16 protein-coding genes are annotated in these 14,916 nt (G+C 64.0%); 7 read left to right on the top strand and 9 right to left on the bottom strand.

Annotated elements, in window-relative coordinates:
* Window positions 1-2 precede the first annotated feature (2 nt).
* From RHODMAR_RS15470 to idi, 5 genes are all read right to left on the bottom strand, one after another.
* Window positions 3-431, bottom strand: coding sequence for a small basic family protein (locus RHODMAR_RS15470; RefSeq protein WP_008716083.1), 429 nt, complete (start codon window positions 429-431; stop codon window positions 3-5).
* Window positions 428-1,150: a DUF881 domain-containing protein gene (locus tag RHODMAR_RS15465; RefSeq protein ID WP_008716081.1), complete on the bottom strand. Its 723-nt coding sequence runs from the start codon at window positions 1,148-1,150 to the stop codon at window positions 428-430. Before RHODMAR_RS15465 ends, RHODMAR_RS15470 begins: the two co-directional genes overlap by 4 nt.
* Window positions 1,151-1,296: 146 nt before the next feature.
* Entirely contained in the window at window positions 1,297-1,899 is a 603-nt protein-coding gene (locus RHODMAR_RS15460; protein WP_086000263.1) for a CDP-alcohol phosphatidyltransferase family protein, read from the bottom strand.
* 69 nt (window positions 1,900-1,968) lie between these two features.
* Window positions 1,969-2,604: an NUDIX hydrolase gene (locus tag RHODMAR_RS15455; protein WP_008716076.1), complete on the bottom strand. Its 636-nt coding sequence runs from the start codon at window positions 2,602-2,604 to the stop codon at window positions 1,969-1,971.
* 27 nt (window positions 2,605-2,631) lie between these two features.
* Entirely contained in the window at window positions 2,632-3,240 is a 609-nt protein-coding gene (idi, locus tag RHODMAR_RS15450) for an isopentenyl-diphosphate Delta-isomerase (RefSeq protein WP_042939426.1), read from the bottom strand.
* A gap of 182 nt (window positions 3,241-3,422) precedes the next feature.
* Between idi and RHODMAR_RS15445 the strand changes: the two genes are divergently transcribed.
* Both RHODMAR_RS15445 and RHODMAR_RS15440 read left to right on the top strand, forming a co-directional pair.
* Entirely contained in the window at window positions 3,423-3,680 is a 258-nt protein-coding gene (locus tag RHODMAR_RS15445; RefSeq protein WP_008716074.1) for a hypothetical protein, read from the top strand.
* Window positions 3,677-4,939 (top strand): cupin domain-containing protein, encoded by a 1,263-nt coding sequence (locus RHODMAR_RS15440; RefSeq protein WP_008716072.1) that lies wholly within the window; start codon window positions 3,677-3,679, stop codon window positions 4,937-4,939. Before RHODMAR_RS15445 ends, RHODMAR_RS15440 begins: the two co-directional genes overlap by 4 nt.
* Window positions 4,940-4,945: 6 nt before the next feature.
* Here RHODMAR_RS15440 and RHODMAR_RS15435 read toward each other — a convergent pair whose 3' ends face one another.
* Window positions 4,946-5,707, bottom strand: a complete 762-nt coding sequence (locus RHODMAR_RS15435) for an SDR family NAD(P)-dependent oxidoreductase (protein WP_008716069.1) — start codon at window positions 5,705-5,707, stop codon at window positions 4,946-4,948.
* Window positions 5,708-5,734: 27 nt separating this feature from the next.
* Entirely contained in the window at window positions 5,735-7,531 is a 1,797-nt protein-coding gene (locus tag RHODMAR_RS15430) for an acyl-CoA dehydrogenase (RefSeq protein ID WP_008716067.1), read from the bottom strand.
* A 279-nt stretch (window positions 7,532-7,810) separates the two neighbouring features.
* Here RHODMAR_RS15430 and car point away from each other — a divergent pair, with 279 nt between their 5' ends.
* Both car and RHODMAR_RS15420 read left to right on the top strand, forming a co-directional pair.
* On the top strand, window positions 7,811-11,329 hold the full coding sequence (car, locus tag RHODMAR_RS15425) for a carboxylic acid reductase (protein WP_008716066.1): 3,519 nt from the start codon (window positions 7,811-7,813) through the stop codon (window positions 11,327-11,329).
* A gap of 70 nt (window positions 11,330-11,399) precedes the next feature.
* Window positions 11,400-11,696: a DUF503 domain-containing protein gene (locus RHODMAR_RS15420; RefSeq protein ID WP_008716064.1), complete on the top strand. Its 297-nt coding sequence runs from the start codon at window positions 11,400-11,402 to the stop codon at window positions 11,694-11,696.
* A gap of 22 nt (window positions 11,697-11,718) precedes the next feature.
* On the opposite strand, the gene RHODMAR_RS15415 is transcribed toward RHODMAR_RS15420, so the two are convergent.
* A complete protein-coding gene (locus tag RHODMAR_RS15415; protein ID WP_008716062.1) occupies window positions 11,719-12,282 on the bottom strand; it encodes a dihydrofolate reductase family protein in 564 nt (187 codons plus the stop codon).
* A gap of 183 nt (window positions 12,283-12,465) precedes the next feature.
* Here RHODMAR_RS15415 and RHODMAR_RS15410 point away from each other — a divergent pair, with 183 nt between their 5' ends.
* The 3 genes from RHODMAR_RS15410 to RHODMAR_RS15400 are packed head-to-tail and all read left to right on the top strand — an operon-like array spanning window position 12,466 to window position 13,540.
* On the top strand, window positions 12,466-12,768 hold the full coding sequence (locus RHODMAR_RS15410; RefSeq protein WP_042939452.1) for a hypothetical protein: 303 nt from the start codon (window positions 12,466-12,468) through the stop codon (window positions 12,766-12,768).
* Window positions 12,769-12,818: 50 nt separating this feature from the next.
* Complete coding sequence (locus tag RHODMAR_RS15405; RefSeq protein ID WP_008716058.1) at window positions 12,819-13,247, top strand: hypothetical protein; 429 nt, start codon at window positions 12,819-12,821, stop codon at window positions 13,245-13,247.
* Window positions 13,244-13,540, top strand: coding sequence for a transcriptional regulator (locus RHODMAR_RS15400; protein ID WP_008716055.1), 297 nt, complete (start codon window positions 13,244-13,246; stop codon window positions 13,538-13,540). The genes RHODMAR_RS15405 and RHODMAR_RS15400 overlap by 4 nt, the downstream gene beginning before the upstream one ends.
* Before the next feature lie 93 nt (window positions 13,541-13,633).
* On the opposite strand, the gene RHODMAR_RS15395 is transcribed toward RHODMAR_RS15400, so the two are convergent.
* Window positions 13,634-14,905 carry an MFS transporter gene (locus RHODMAR_RS15395; RefSeq protein WP_042939451.1) on the bottom strand — a complete coding sequence of 424 codons (1,272 nt, stop codon included), beginning with the start codon at window positions 14,903-14,905 and terminating at the stop codon, window positions 13,634-13,636.
* Between the last annotated feature and the right edge of the window lie 11 nt (window positions 14,906-14,916).

Raw genomic sequence — 14,916 nt, 5'->3', positions numbered from 1 at the left:
TTCTATGCACCGAACAGACGGCGGCGCAGAGCAGCAGCGTTGCCGAAAATGCGAATTCCGAGAACGACGACGATGGCGGTGGACAGCTGAGTTCCCACTCCGAGCTGGTCGCCGAGCCACACGATCAGCGCGGCGACCAAGACGTTGAACACGAACGAGACGACGAACACCTTGGCGTCGAAAATTCCGTCGAGGAATGCGCGGACACCACCGAAAACCGCGTCTATCGCGGCGACGACCGCGATGGGCAAATACGGCGCCACGACAGCGGGAACCTGCGGGCCTGCGACCGTACCGATGACGACCCCCGCGATCAGCGCGGCGAGCGCGGCGATGGCGTATGCACCGTGAGCGGTGGTGATCGGTGCATCCGCTGCTGCCTCCACGTCGAATTCGGCCGGTACGGCGTTCGTCGAATCGTGTTCCGTCATGGTGGACCAGCCTCCTGTGCCTCGAACGACTCTCTCACAACGGCGGGTCCGAGTTCGAGATCGGCGGCCGGGCGCACCGAGAACCCGACTCCGTACAACTGCGCCACCGTACTCATCCTCAGATACGCATCGCTGACGACGAACTGGACCTGGATCCGCTGCGGCGGTCCGATCGCGTCGACCTGGTAAGGCGAGTCGATCGGGCGGTTGTCGACGAGCATGGCCCCTCCGGCTTGCCTGATCGTCACGTTCGGTCCGACTCGGATTCCGTTCACGGACACCGCCTCTGCACCGCTGGCCCACAACGAGTTGACGATGGACGCAATGTCTCGATCGAGCACGGCTGCGCCGGAGCCTGTGCGAACCGACCGATCCGAAGAATCACCCTGGGCCGCCGGCTCGGTGACGGCGACCGAAAGGCCGGGACCGGTGACCGTGTCGATGCCGGCGGCGGATTCGACGGCACTCAATCGGTCGAGGAGGGCGCTACCCGATGCGTCGGACTGCAAGGCGCGATCACGCTCCGACGCCACCTGCTCGGCCAGCTCGTCTCGTGTCGATTCCAATTCTTCGCCGCGGTCCTGGGCGGCACGGACAGCCGCTGACGCATCGGCACCGGCGCGGTCGACAGCGGCACCGGATGCCAATTGGGAAAACGCGATACCGAATATCAGGCCGATGACGACGGCCCCGGACAGCAGCCAGATCGCCGCAGGCATCCGAGGCTTCCGAGTGTGTTGCGCGGAGCGTTCTCCGGCCGCAGCCGCGTACCCGGGATCGAGGTGATCGGTCAGCAACGACGTCAACAACGACGGGACGGGATTTCTCCTGGGCCCTTCCGGTGGTCGCTGCGCGGGCTCCGCCGTCACATGCCGGCCACTGTCGGATCGACTGCCTTGGCAACGGCGATGGCCTTGCCGAGGTACAGCAGTCCGGTCCAGGTGTAGAGCGCGGTGCCCCAGATGAGCAGGGCGTACCCGAGTGGACCCGCGGCGTCGGCCACCGAACCGGTACCGGTGGAGACCAGCAGCACCGGCAACGCAATCATGACGACGAAAGTTGCGGCCTTGCCGAGGTAGATGACGTCCGGCGGCGGGAGGGAACGACGTCGATAGACGAACATCGTCAACCCGAGCACGACGTCGCGCCCGATCAGTATCGCAGCGACCCACCACGGGATGATTCCGCGCAGCACGAAGGCAACCAGCGTGCTGACGACGTAGAGCCGATCGACCAGCGGATCGAGAACGGCACCCAACTTGGAGGCCTGACCCAGCATGCGAGCGAGCTTGCCGTCGAGCCAATCGGTTCCACCGCTGACGAGCAGGATGACCAGCGCCCAGCCGTCCGCTTCGGGACCCAGCAGGAGGTACAGAAACAAGGGAACGCCGGCGAGTCGAATGGCGCTGAGCAGGTTGGGAACGGTGGCGATGCGATCGGACACCTCGACTTCACGGTTGTCCGTCATCACCGATCACCTCCTGTCGTACTGCTCTTCGTGCGCACGCGGGCCGTCGGCACCGTGTCTGCGGCCACGTTAGCGCCATGCGAACACGGGCTGCTCGAAGTCCGCGACCCGGGTGTGGCGACCATGCAACGCCACCTCCCGGAATTGGTGGACGATCGCACCGGTCGGAGCATGGATGGCACCGGTACGGTACGGCCATCTGATGACGGGACGAGGCGATTCGGGAATCGAGACGAACTGGGCATCGACGTCCAATTCGTCGACCGTCACCTCGAACACCTCGGCTACCTCGTCCTCGCTGGGGCGCAACGAGGACGAATAGTCCCCTACCCACACCACGAACGGCGTGATGACGTAGCCGGATCGAGTGACGTAGTCGTCCAGCCTGCCGAGTACGTCGGCGGGCGCGGCGCGAAGACCCAACTCCTCGTCCAGTTCCCGAAGGCACGCCTGCACGCTGGACTCGCCCGGATCCACGCCGCCGCCGGGCAGGGCGTACTGACCGGGATGTGCGCGCAATCGATCCGGCCGCTTCGTCAACAGCATCCGTCTGTCCCCCGGTGCTCCGCCCACGGCAACAGCTACCGCAGCGGCGCGCAGTCCGTCGGTTTCGGCGGTGCGATGAGCGAAACGCGCAAGTTCACGCGCGATGGAACTCCGCTCGAGACGGTCCTCGGCCCGGTCACCGGAAGCGTCGGCATTCACAGCACGAACACCACAGGCCCGGCGATATCAGTGGGTGTCGGCACGGCGGGCGGCGGGAGGCAGCAGATCGTCGGCCGCACTCGGCCAGGCCAGCGGCTCGTCGGCCACAGCGGTCAATTGCTCCACTTGCGTTCGGCACCACGGTGATACGTCGATGCTGCCGTCGAGCACGCCGGCAGAGAATTCTGGCCACGACACCCATCGAGTCTCCTCGACTTCGAGCGGATCGGGATCGAGCGACGCGTGCTCGTCCACCCTGACGCGATACACGGGACAGATCTCGTTCTCCACGATTCCGTTGTCCATGACGGCCCGATACCGAAAGTGCGGAAGTACCAATTCGGCCGAACTCGCATGCAGCCCCAGTTCCTCGCCGATTCGTCGCAGCACTGCATCGCCGAGATCCTCACCCGGTGCCGGGTGGCCGCAACAGCTGTTGGTCAGCACCCCGGGCCAGGTCGTCTTGGTCGATGCTCTCCGTGTAAGGAGAACCGCACCGTCGGACCTGACCACGTAACTGGAAAATGCCAGATGCAGTGGGGTCGAAAGCGTGTGGACGGTGGTCTTGTCCTGTGTGCCGACAGCGCGGCCTTCGTCGTCGAGCAGCACCACGTGCTGCGCCGGGGATCGCTCCATCGTTCCATGGTCCCACGGCCGACCCCGAGGTCTAGTGTCGAACCGTCGGACTCGAAGAGGACCCGCACGAATCGGTCTGAAATTCTCGATCCGACGCTGTTTGAAGAACAGAGTTTGCGTCAATACCCTCGGTGTTCTCGCACTGCGCGGGCACACGAACCTCCACGACTGGAAGGACCTCGATGAGCATCAACGACGACGACATCACCACTTCGGGCGGAGCCGCAGGCGAAGGCCCAGCAGACGGCGGATCCAACCCCGGCGGCCACGACGGCGGAGCCGACGGCACCGCCGGAGGGGGCGAAGGCCCGGCCGACGGCGGATCGAACCCTGACGGTCACGACGGCGGAGCCGACGGTCCCGCCGGAGCGGGCGAAGGCCCGGCCGACGGCGGATCCAACCCCAACGGACACGACGGCGGTGCGGACGGCAGCGCTTGATCACTGAGTCGAGCGACGAGCGCGGATCGGATCACCGGTCCGCGCTCCGTCGTCTCACCGGCCTCGACCTCGAGACATTCGCAGATCGGTTCTGGGGTATCGCTCCCAGGCTGACGCGGTCCGCTGACCTACCGGAGACGTTCGATGATCTGATGACGCTCGATGCGGTGGACGAGCTGATTGCCGAACGCGGAGTACGCACACCGTTCGTGCGCATGGCCAAGGACGGCCGGCTGGTGGACAAAACGCACTTCACGGCCTCCGGTGGGTTCGGAGCAGAGGTGACCGACCAGATCGACTCGGGTGCGGTGCTGGAATCGTTCGCGGCCGGGAATACCCTCGTTTTGCAGGGTCTGCACCGCTTGTGGCCACCGCTGATCCATTTCGTCGGTGACCTCGTTCGCGAGCTAGGCCATCCCGCCCAGGTGAATTCGTACGTCACACCGGCAGCGTCACAGGGCTTTTCGCCTCACTACGACGTGCACGACGTGTTCGTTGTTCAGATCGCAGGCACCAAGCGGTGGATCGTTCACTCGCCGGTACACGTCCATCCACTCAACAATCAGCCGTGGTCCGACCGGCGTTCGGCCGTCGAAGAGCAGGCGTCGAACTCTCCCGCACTGGATGTCGTGCTCGAACCCGGGGACGTGCTCTACCTTCCTCGCGGGTGGATTCACTCGGCTCAGGCCCTCGGAGATACCACCATTCACCTGACAGTCGGGGTCGCGTCGTTCAATGACTACGACATCGCTCATCACGCGCTGAAAGCCCTCGGTGACGTCGAGAGTGTGCGTGCTCCGCTACCCGCCGGATTCGATCCAACCGATCCAGAGTCCGTCGTACCCCACGTCCACCGAGTTCTCGATGCCATGCGCACCGCCCTCGACGAGATCGACCGAGATCCCGACGCGGTTCGCCGCCTCGCCGACCGCGTCGCCGATCGGTACGACGATCTCGTCCGACCGGCACCGGTGCGGCCTCTGCAGAGTGTGGCCGCCATGGGGGCATTGCGAGGCGAGGATTCCATTCGGCTCCGGGCCGGCGTCATCGCTCGCATCGTGCGCGGGACGGACGGCGTATCGATAGTGCTGCGCAACAAGACCGTGACGATGCCGACCCAGTGCGCCGATGCTCTCGAACAGATTGCGCGCGGTACACCCTGCCGTCTGGACTCGCTGCCAGGCCTCGACACCGACGACGCACTCGTCATTGCGCGCAGGCTGATTCGCGAAGGCATCGCCGTGACGACGGCCGTGTAACAGCCGTCAGGTGATCGTGATTCCGCCGTCGACAGCAATGGTCTGACCGGTCACGTATCCCCCGGCGTCGGAGGCGAGCCAGATCGCAGTGGCGGCCAGTTCCTCGGGATCGCCCTTGCGGCCGAGGATCATTCGTGAGGCCATCGAATCCAGGTACCCGGGCTGGTAGGAGTCCGTCATCTCGCTTCGGAAGAAGCCTGGCGCAATGGCGTTGACTCTGATGCCTTTCCGTGTTCCCCACTGCTGTGCGAGGTCGCGAGTGAGACCGATGATGGCAGCCTTGCTGGCACTGTACGCAGCCTGCGGTAGGCCCGCGGTGGTGAGTCCGAGCACGCTGGAGATGTTCACGATCGAACTGCCGGGTGCCATCACCCGGCCACATGCCTGGGCCGCCCAGTACGACCCGTTCAAGTTGATGTCGATCACCGAGCGGAACTGCTCGGGTGTCTCCCGAGTCGCCGGGTAAGCGGTACCCACGCCGGCGTTGTTGATCAGCACGTCGACCTTGCCGAACTCTGCCACCGCGGCATCGACCATCGCGGTGCACTGGTCGGGGTCGACCACATCGGTTGCGACCGTGATCGACCGTCCTCCGACACTGTCGATCAACTCCGCGGTCTGCGCCAACTTGTCCACTCTCCGTGCGGCGAGTACCACGTCCGCTCCGGCCTCGGCGGCTGCCTTCGCGAAGGCGACGCCCAATCCGGAGGATGCGCCGGTCACGATGACGACTCGACCGTCGAGGCGAAATTTGTCCAAGATCGACATGGGTGTGAATCTCCTTGTAGCTCGTACTCAGAACCAGGCGGGTGACATATCGAGGGTGGTGCGGTCCAGTCGCGCCAGCAGATCGAGCTGAACCTTCACCTTCGGCAGCTCGTAGACAAAGAAGTATTTGGCCGCAGAACGTTTTCCGTCGTAGAAGTCTCCGGTTTCGGTACCGACGGCCAGTAGTTGCTCCAGCCACATCCAGGCAATGACGATGTGCCCCATCGCCTCGAGGTACGCCGTGGAGTTGGCCAGGGCTACGGCTGCATCGCCGGTCCCCCACACTGCCGCGGTGACCTCGACGATTCTGGCGAATTCGGCATGCAGTTCCGCTCCGTATCGGGCAGCGTCATCGCCTGCGGCGCGCGCTCGTTCGACGGTTTCGGAGATCTGCTCCCCGAGCAGCGCCAGTCCCGCACCGTTCTGCATGACCACCTTGCGGCCGAGCAGGTCCAACCCCTGAATGCCGTGTGTACCTTCATGAATCGGGTTGAGACGGTTGTCGCGGTAATGCTGTTCCACGTCGTAGTCGCGGGTGTATCCGTAGCCGCCGTGCACCTGGATAGCCAGACTGTTGGCTTCGAGACACCACTGCGAAGGCCAGCTCTTGGCGATCGGCGTCAGTACATCGAGCAGCAGCGTCGATCGCGCTGCTTCCGCATCGTCGGACGCCGAATCCTGATGATCGACCAGACGTGAGCAGTAGAGCCCGAGCGCCAGCGCGCCTTCGACATACGATTTCTGCGCCAACAACATTCGGCGGACGTCGGCGTGCTCGATCAACGCGACCGGGGGCGCTGCCGGATCCTTTGCGCCGAGCGGTCGTCCCTGAGTACGCGTCTTCGCGTACTCGACCGACTTCAGGTAACCGACATAGCCGAGCGCAATGGCAAGAAAGCCGACGCCGATTCGGGCTTCGTTCATCATGTGGAACATGTACGACAATCCGCGGTTCTCTTCGGCTACGAGAAATCCGATCGCCCCGGGTTGCCCAGCGGGAGAATGGGTTCCGTCGCCGAACGCCAGCAGGGTGTTGGTGGTACCGCGGTTGCCCATCTTGTGATTGAGGCCGGCCAACACGATGTCGTTGCGCTCGCCGATACCGCCGTCACCGTCCGGGAGGAACTTGGGCACGATGAACAGGGAAATTCCCTTGACCCCGGGCGGGCCTCCGGGGGTCTTCGCAAGTACCAGATGGACGATGTTCTCGGTGAGTTCGTGATCGCCACCGGAGATCCACATCTTGGTACCGGTGATACGGAAGCTGCCGTCGTCCTGCGGTACCGCTTTCGTTGTGATGTCCGCCAGCGACGATCCGGCCTGCGGCTCCGACAGGCACATGGTTCCGAACCAGCGTCCGTCGAGCATGGGCCGAACGTAGTCGCGCACCTGATCAGGTGTGCCGTGTGTCGCGATCAGGTTGGCATTGGCCATCGTGAGAAACGGATAGGACGAGGTCCCGGCGTTCGCGGCTTGAAAAAATGCCATTGCCGCTCGAGAGACCGTCGTCGGTAGTTGCATACCGCCGATCGACTCGTCGAATTGCCCGGCGATCAGACCTGCCGACGCATACACGTCCAGTGCTTCCTTGACCTCGGGAATCAGCTCGACCGAGCCGTCCGGATTCATCGTCGGCTCATGCGCATCCGCCTTCTTGTTGTGCGGCGCGAAGTGTTTGCGGGCGATGTCCGCACTGAGGTCCAGCACCGCATCGAAGGTCTCGCGGGAGTGTTCTGCGAAGCGCGGACGAGCGGTCAACCCAGCCACGTCCAGCCACTCGTACAGCAGAAAATCTAGGTCGCGGCGCGAAAGGACATCCGACATTCACTTCTCCGATCACAAAGGTTGCACCAGTAGCCGAGTCGTTCCGCAGGCTTCTCGTGTGACTACGACCTCACCATACAAGTCCGATTTCGACGGCCCCGTCGAGCCTCGTCCGCAGTCCTGCGGTCCGCGAACGGCTATCGAAGATCGATCGGACTATGAGGAGCATCACGATTGGAACCACAGGCTCCGGCATATACTTACCTTTGATAACGATATTTACTGGACAATCGCGATCGCCCGGACAGGTTCGGCGCGCATCGTCGGAGGGAGTCGAGCATGACGCACACACTGACCGTCGACAGCGAACAGGATCGTGACAGCAGGCAGCGCAGTAGATACCAGGACCTGCACGAGACCGACCGTGAGTTTCGGGCCGCCGAGCCCGTCAGCGCGGTGGCCGACGCAGCGCAGGAGTTGTCGCCCAACCTCGCCCGCGTGGTCGCCGAGATCATGACGCGCTACTCGGATCGACCGGCACTCGGCCGCCGCGGCCGAGAGATCGACGACGCCCACACCCTCCACCTGCTCCCGCAGTTCGAGACCATCACCTACGGTCAGGCCTGGACCGATGCAGGCGCCCTGGCCTCGGCACTGAAGCACGACGAACTCGGCATCGCCCCAGGGGACTTCTTCGCAACCCTGGGATTCGCCGGCGTCGATTACGTGATCGCCGAATTGGCCACTATCCGATTGGGCGCAGTCGCCGTCCCTCTGCAGGCCGGTGCCTCCGCCGGCCAGCTGGCCGCGATCGCAAGCGAGGTCGAACCGGTCGTTCTCGCAGCCGGTGTCGACAATCTGTCCGTGGCGGTTCAGGTTGCAGCGCATTGCCGGTCCATTCGCCGAATCATCGTGCTCGACTACGACGGAGCGATCGACGCTCACGCGCACACCATGTCGGCCGCCCGCGAGGACGCCGAACCAGTGGGCGTCGTCGTCCAACCACTCACCGACATGATCCGCGACGGCGCACAGCTTCCGGAGGTTCCTCTACCCGACGCCGAGGATCCCGACCGACTCGCAACGCTGATCTACACCTCGGGTAGCACCGGCACCCCGAAAGGTGCGATGCACACCGAGCGAATCGTCTGCGGTGCGTGGACCGGTGCCTGGCACCACACCGGCGCCTCCTCAGAAGCTACCGACCAGCCGGCCTTTCCCGTCATCACCCTCGACTATCTTCCGATGAGTCACCTGGCCGGGCGCGGACTCGTGTTCTCGACTCTGGCCGCAGGCGGGACCGTGCACTTCGCAGGAGCCAGCGACCTGTCGACACTGTTCGACGATTTCGCGCTTGCTCGACCCACGTTGGCACTGCTGATTCCGCGTGTGTGCGAGATGATTCGACACACCGTGCTCGCCGAGATCGATCGGGAGACAGAACGCTCTGCCGGGGGCGACGACGAGCAGACGCGTCGGGCGGTGTTGGAGCGCAACAGGACAGCAATCTTCGGCGGACGCATCCTGGCGGCGATGGTCGGCACCGCACCGATCGCCCCTGAGGTCAAGGAGTTCGTCACGGAGTTGCTCGATGTGCGGGTTCGTGACAACTACGGCTCGACCGAGGCCGGAATGGTGTTGCACGACGGCGTCGTTGCGCGGCCACCGGTGATCGAATACAAGCTCGACGACGTGCCCGAGCTCGGCTACTTCTCCACCGACACTCCGCATCCGCGTGGCGAACTACTCCTCAAGACGGCGTCCATCATTCCCGGCTACTACAAACGTCCCGACGTCACCGCCGACGTCTTCGACTCCGAGGGCTTCTATCGCACGGGCGATGTCGTCGCCGAGATCGAGCCGGACCGGCTCGCCTATGTCGATCGCCGCAAGAACGTTCTGAAGCTGGCTCAGGGCGAGTTCGTGGCGCTGGCACGCCTCGAAGCACTGTTCGGTACGAGCGACCTGGTCGATCAGATCTTTGTCTACGGCAACAGCCAACGCTCCTACCTGCTGGCTGTCGTCGTTCCGGCTCAACAGAATACGACGGCCGGTTCGATCATCGAATCGCTGCAGCACATCGCACGGGCGGAATCGTTGAACTCGTACGAGATTCCGCGTGAGGTGACGATCGAGCGTCAACCGTTCACGCAGCAAAACGGACTGCTGTCCGGTGCAGGCAAGCAACTGCGACCCAAACTCGTCGAACGCTATGGTGCCGAGCTCGAGCGCCGCTACGCAGAACTCGAGTCGGGTCAGAACGAGCGCCTGCGCGAGCTTCGACGCAGCGGTGCCGACGCCCCCGTGCTGACCACGGTCGGGGACGCCGCACAGGCCCTGCTCGGATGCGAGACCTCCGACATCAGGCCCGATGCCCACTTCAGCGATCTCGGCGGAGATTCGTTGTCGGCGTTGACGTTCTCGACACTGTTGCGAGACATCTACGATGTCGATGTACCGGTCGGTGTCATTACCGGGCCTGCCATGGACCTGAATGCACTGGCCGAGTACATCACCTCGGCCCGCGACAGCGATTCCGACACCGCAACCTTCGCATCGGTCCACGGTCGCGACGCAACCGTAGCCCACGCCTCCGACCTGAGCCTGTCTGCGTTTCTCGACGATGCTCTACTCGATGCCGCGCGCCATCTTCCCAAGCCTGGGAACCGAACCGACACGGTTCTGTTGACCGGTGCCAACGGATATCTCGGCCGCTTCCTGTGCCTGGAGTGGCTCGAGCGCATAGCCGAGGCCGGCGGCAGGGTGATCTGCCTGGTGCGCGGACGCTCCGACTCCGACGCGCGAGCTCGACTCGACGCGGCCTTCGACAGCGGCGACGCAGAACTGTCCGATCGCTACCGGACGTTGGCCGACGCCGCCCTCGAGGTCGTGGCAGGCGATCTCGGCACGCCTCGGTTCGGGTTGGCCGAAGATGCCTTCGCGAGGCTGTCCGAGCGGGTCGATCGCATCGTCCACCCCGCCGCGCTGGTCAATCATGCACTCCCGTACGAGCATCTCTTCGGCCCCAACGTCGTCGGAACGGGCGAGGTGATCCGGCTTGCGCGCACCCATCACGTCAAACCGATCACTTACCTGTCGACGGTAGCCGTTGCAGTGGGCGTCGATAACTTCCGAGAGAACGGCGACATCCGCACGGACAGCCCGTCGCGCGCGGTCGACGACTCTTACGCCAACGGCTACGGCAACTCCAAGTGGGCCGGTGAAGTGTTGTTGCGCAATGCGTTCGACGAGTTCGATCTACCGGTGTCGGTCTTCCGCTCCGATATGATCCTGGCGCACAGCAGATGGTCGGGACAGCTCAACGTTCCGGATGTCTTCACCCGGCTGATCCTGTCGGTGGTGGCCACCGGTTTGGCTCCACGGACGTTCTACGCCACCGGCACCGGCGCACCGACCGATGAGCAAGGACGGCCACTGGCCCACTACGACGGGCTCCCTGCAGATTTCAGCGCTGCTGCCATCACGACGATCGCGGGCGACGACCTGTCGGGCTACCGAACCTTCGACATTCTCAACCCACACGATGACAACATCTCGCTGGACACGTTCGTCGACTGGCTCCGTGAGGCCGGTCGCGACATCGAGATCGTCGAGAACTACGACGAGTGGTTCCAGCGTTTCAGCACAGCGGTCGAGTCGCTACCGGACAAGCAGCGGTCGCACTCGCTGCTTCCCCTCATTCACTCGTACGCGCGTCCCCAACACCCGTCGTCCGGTGCCATTCTGCCGGCGGACGAATTCGCAGCTGCCATCGGTGAGATTCCACACCTGGGGCGCGAACTCATCGAGAAGTATCTGTCCGATCTCGTGGCACTCGGTCTGGTCAGCGAGCGCTAGCGACGTTCCCGATGCGGGTCGTGCGGCCCGCATCGGGAGGTGGTCCTCCCAGCGCTAAGATGGACGGTCTATGTGGATTGGATGGATAGAATTCGACTTTCTCCTCGGCGATGTGCACTCCCTCAAGGAGAAGCGTTCGGTGATTCGGCCGGTGATCTCCGAGATGCAGCGCAAGTTCGCTGTCTCTGTCGCAGAGACCGACCATCGCGAACTACACAGGCGAGCAGGTATCGGTGCATCGGTCGTGGCGGGCGACCTCGAGCATGTCACCGATGTTCTCGATCGAATCGAACGCGTCGCGGCCTCGCGGCCCGAGCTGCAGCTGGTCTCGGTACGCCGACGCACCATTCGAAGCGACGACGTCTGACACCTCGATCACGAGTGCTCCTTCATCGACGAACGTCGAACACCTGCTTCTGAATTCCGTTGCCGTAGACCTCGTGTTCGATCAGCTTCAGATGCGTGGTGTCCTTGTCGGCCGCACTGAACAATCGTTTTCCCGCACCGAGCAGGAGCGGGAATACCAGTAGGTGGTATCGGTCGACGAGCCCGGCGTCGGCCAGACTCCGACCGAGCGTGGCGCTGCCCTGTACCGAGATAGGCCCACCGTCGGTGTTCCTGAGCTCGGCGACATCGTCGATGCTGCGCAAGATGGTTGCGGGCCAACGAGAATCGTCCTGTTCGAGCGTACTCGACACCACGTACCTGGGCATCGCGTTGTATCCGGCGAAGTCGTCCATGGTGGGCCAGATCGGCGCGAATGCCTCGTACGACGTGCGGCCGAGTAGCAGCGCCGTGGCCTCTTCCTGCTCGCGGCCCTTGATCTCGTAGACGGCCGGGTCGAATTCGATGCCCTCGAACGTCCACCCGGAGTTGCGATAGCCGGCTTCGCCGCCGGGCGCTTCCATCACACCGTCGAGCGAAACGAATGCGGTCACGATCAGGGTGCGCATGTGTACGTCCTCTCCAATTCGCGGTACGGGTCCGGGAATCGTAGATCATGCATTCAACCGTCGCAGCTTCCGTGTTCGGAATGATCGACACCGGTGAATGCACGGTGGGCTGCGTCGGTCGGATTCGCCAAGGACGGGCGGCCGCAGTGCACCTACGCAGCTGACACATGGCAGTGTGGACTCATGGCCGAAGAACCGGGACGCACCGAGGACGGCCGGTACGTCGTCATCAAGGGTCGACGTTGGCGCGCAACGGATCCCGATATCCCAGAGCAGCGCAACGCAGAGTTGCGATCGATCCTCATGGCCTGGCGCAGGGAGGTCAAACGAACATCCGGTGCGCCGGAGGCCCGCGCCGGTGTGCAGGCAAGCAAGGTCGCTCTGGGCGAGCGGGGAACGCCGTGGTGGGAACAGTCCGACGACGAACGTCAGGCTCGGTGGGATGCGGAGGTCCCCCGGCCCGTGGATCTCGATACCGAAAACTGAACTCCGCAATATTGTTGCCACAGTGGAAACTATCCAATACAGTTTCCACTATGGAAAACATCGGCAAGCCCACTTCGTCCGAAGCACGAACCGCTCTCGACGACATCGACCGAGTACAGCGCGCGGTGCGCGATACTCCATGGCCGGTATGGCTCTATCCGGTCAACGCGCTGCTCGTCGGGGCGATAGCACTCACGCCGCTGCTCGGCGACGTCGGTCGCGTCGTCGCACTACTGACTCTGGCGTTCGCTACCATCGCCGTCAACGTGATCACCGGCTACCGCATGGGAACACCGTGGGCCCTGCCCACCAGCCGAGGTTTTCTCGCCTCGGTCGCACTGTCGGCTGCGTTCGTAGTGGTCGCGCTGGCATTCGCGGACCCGCCCCTTCCCGCCTGGGCGCTGGTACTGCTCGCGGTAGCGGCAGCGACCACCTATTCGATCGGCTCGTTCGTCCACTACCGCAGCACGCGCCGATGACGGACGATCTCGATCCCATCATTCATCCCGCGCATCGGCTGCGAATCTGCGCACTGCTGGCTGCCGCGACGACGCTCGAACTCTCGATCGTCAAGGAACACAGCGGGTTGAGCGCATCCGCACTGAGCAAGCAGGTCGCTGCCCTCGTCGACGCCGGATACGTCGTGCAGCAGCGATCGCACACCGACTCGCGCAGGGTCTGGCTCTCGCTGACGAGAAACGGCAAGAGCGCCTATCGGAGTCACGTTCGCGCTCTGCGTGCCCTTCTCTCGGACACCGACGCCTCGATCTGACCTCGTGATCAGGACAAGATCATGCACGCCCACATGACCACTTCGAACGGGTTCGCACTGAGGGGTTACGACTCCCCGTCTTCGCGGTCGCCTCTAGCCGGCGAGAGTCTTCGGTGGAATCGGCTGCTGTAGGCCTTCTGGCCCCCAGCCTCGGTCGAGTGCGAAGAGCAGCATTGCACAGCCGATTCCGGACAGTACGAGTGCGGAGCCGAACATCGCCGTGTAACCGAACAGGTCACCCACCACACCGGCCGCTAGACCCGCGGCACCTTGCGCAAAGACCACCGCGCACGCCATCAGCGTGTAATCGCTTCCTGCGAAACGCTTCTCGGATGCGTCCATCATCAGCGCGAAGACCGCGACCGTGGCCGCCCCACCGAGTACGTGCTCGGTGATGTTGGCCGTGACCAACAGCGGAAATCCACCGATGCCGAACGACGCAACGACGTACAGTGCGAGGCTGAGGGTTTGGCTCACTCCCCCGACCAGCAGCGCGTGACGTCGCCCGTGCCGAAAGGACAACCAGGCTCCCAGTGCTGCCCCACCGAGCGCAGCGACCGACGACAGGCCGCCCTCGACCAACGCGATCTGTGCAAGTGACAGTCCGCTGTCCGACAGGAACGGCCCCACGAGAGCCGAGCCCATCGAATTACCGAACTTGAACCCGATGATCAGCAGGATGAACACCGCCATGCCGGGCCTGCGCAGCCGGGACCACCAAGCAACAGCAAGCCGCACCGGTGTCTCGGACTCGGCATGCCGATCGACAGCTGCATCTGCCGCGTCCAGTTGGCTGCGCATCCACCACACCGGGATCGTCGTGAGCACGATGAGCAGTGCCATAGCGACGAACAGCACCCGCCACCCGGCAAAGGTGAACAGCCACAACAGCAGTCCCCCGCCGCACACCATTCCGATCCGGTAGGCACCGACTTGCAGACCGTTGCCGAGCCCGCGCTGCGCCGCGGTCAGCGTACGCACGGCGATGCCGTCGGTCGCGATATCCTGCGTGGCCGAGATGACGTTCATGACGAAGATGCCGACGAACAACCAGCGCAACGTCGATGACAGGTCCAGAAACGACAGCGCCAGTGCCACCGCGGCGGCCGAACATTGGAGCGAGAGCAGCCACCGCCGCCTGGATCCGTAGCGATCTATGTACGGTGCCCAGAGGAACTTCAGTGCCCAGGGCGCGAACAGCACACCGGTGGCACTGATCTTCACCAGCGAGAAGCCCGACTCACGGAGTACCACCGGGAGCGCCTGGGTGAAGAAGCCGAAGGGCAGCCCCTGCGCAAAGTAGAGCGCACCGAGCAAGGTGAGGGTTCCGGCCGTGAACGACACCGGACGCACCGCGTTGGTCATGACGGACATCG

It is taken from the genome of Rhodococcus sp. AW25M09, assembly GCF_000333955.1.
In the GTDB taxonomy this organism is placed as follows: Bacteria; Actinomycetota; Actinomycetes; order Mycobacteriales; family Mycobacteriaceae; genus Rhodococcoides.
The sequence above is the reverse complement of the archived record's forward strand: the minus strand, read 5'-3'. Positions and strand labels throughout refer to the sequence as shown.

Coding starts and splice junctions, on each gene's coding strand:
- RHODMAR_RS15470 (WP_008716083.1), bottom strand. CDS start 431: ATGACGGAACACGATTCGACGAACGCCGTACCGGCCGAATTCGACGTG.
- RHODMAR_RS15465 (WP_008716081.1), bottom strand. CDS start 1,150: ATGCCTGCGGCGATCTGGCTGCTGTCCGGGGCCGTCGTCATCGGCCTG.
- RHODMAR_RS15460 (WP_086000263.1), bottom strand. CDS start 1,899: ATGACGGACAACCGTGAAGTCGAGGTGTCCGATCGCATCGCCACCGTT.
- idi (WP_042939426.1), bottom strand. CDS start 3,240: ATGGAGCGATCCCCGGCGCAGCACGTGGTGCTGCTCGACGACGAAGGC.
- RHODMAR_RS15445 (WP_008716074.1), top strand. CDS start 3,423: ATGAGCATCAACGACGACGACATCACCACTTCGGGCGGAGCCGCAGGC.
- RHODMAR_RS15435 (WP_008716069.1), bottom strand. CDS start 5,707: ATGTCGATCTTGGACAAATTTCGCCTCGACGGTCGAGTCGTCATCGTG.
- RHODMAR_RS15430 (WP_008716067.1), bottom strand. CDS start 7,531: ATGTCGGATGTCCTTTCGCGCCGCGACCTAGATTTTCTGCTGTACGAG.
- car (WP_008716066.1), top strand. CDS start 7,811: ATGACGCACACACTGACCGTCGACAGCGAACAGGATCGTGACAGCAGG.
- RHODMAR_RS15420 (WP_008716064.1), top strand. CDS start 11,400: ATGTGGATTGGATGGATAGAATTCGACTTTCTCCTCGGCGATGTGCAC.
- RHODMAR_RS15415 (WP_008716062.1), bottom strand. CDS start 12,282: ATGCGCACCCTGATCGTGACCGCATTCGTTTCGCTCGACGGTGTGATG.
- RHODMAR_RS15410 (WP_042939452.1), top strand. CDS start 12,466: ATGGCCGAAGAACCGGGACGCACCGAGGACGGCCGGTACGTCGTCATC.
- RHODMAR_RS15405 (WP_008716058.1), top strand. CDS start 12,819: ATGGAAAACATCGGCAAGCCCACTTCGTCCGAAGCACGAACCGCTCTC.
- RHODMAR_RS15400 (WP_008716055.1), top strand. CDS start 13,244: ATGACGGACGATCTCGATCCCATCATTCATCCCGCGCATCGGCTGCGA.
- RHODMAR_RS15395 (WP_042939451.1), bottom strand. CDS start 14,905: ATGACCAACGCGGTGCGTCCGGTGTCGTTCACGGCCGGAACCCTCACC.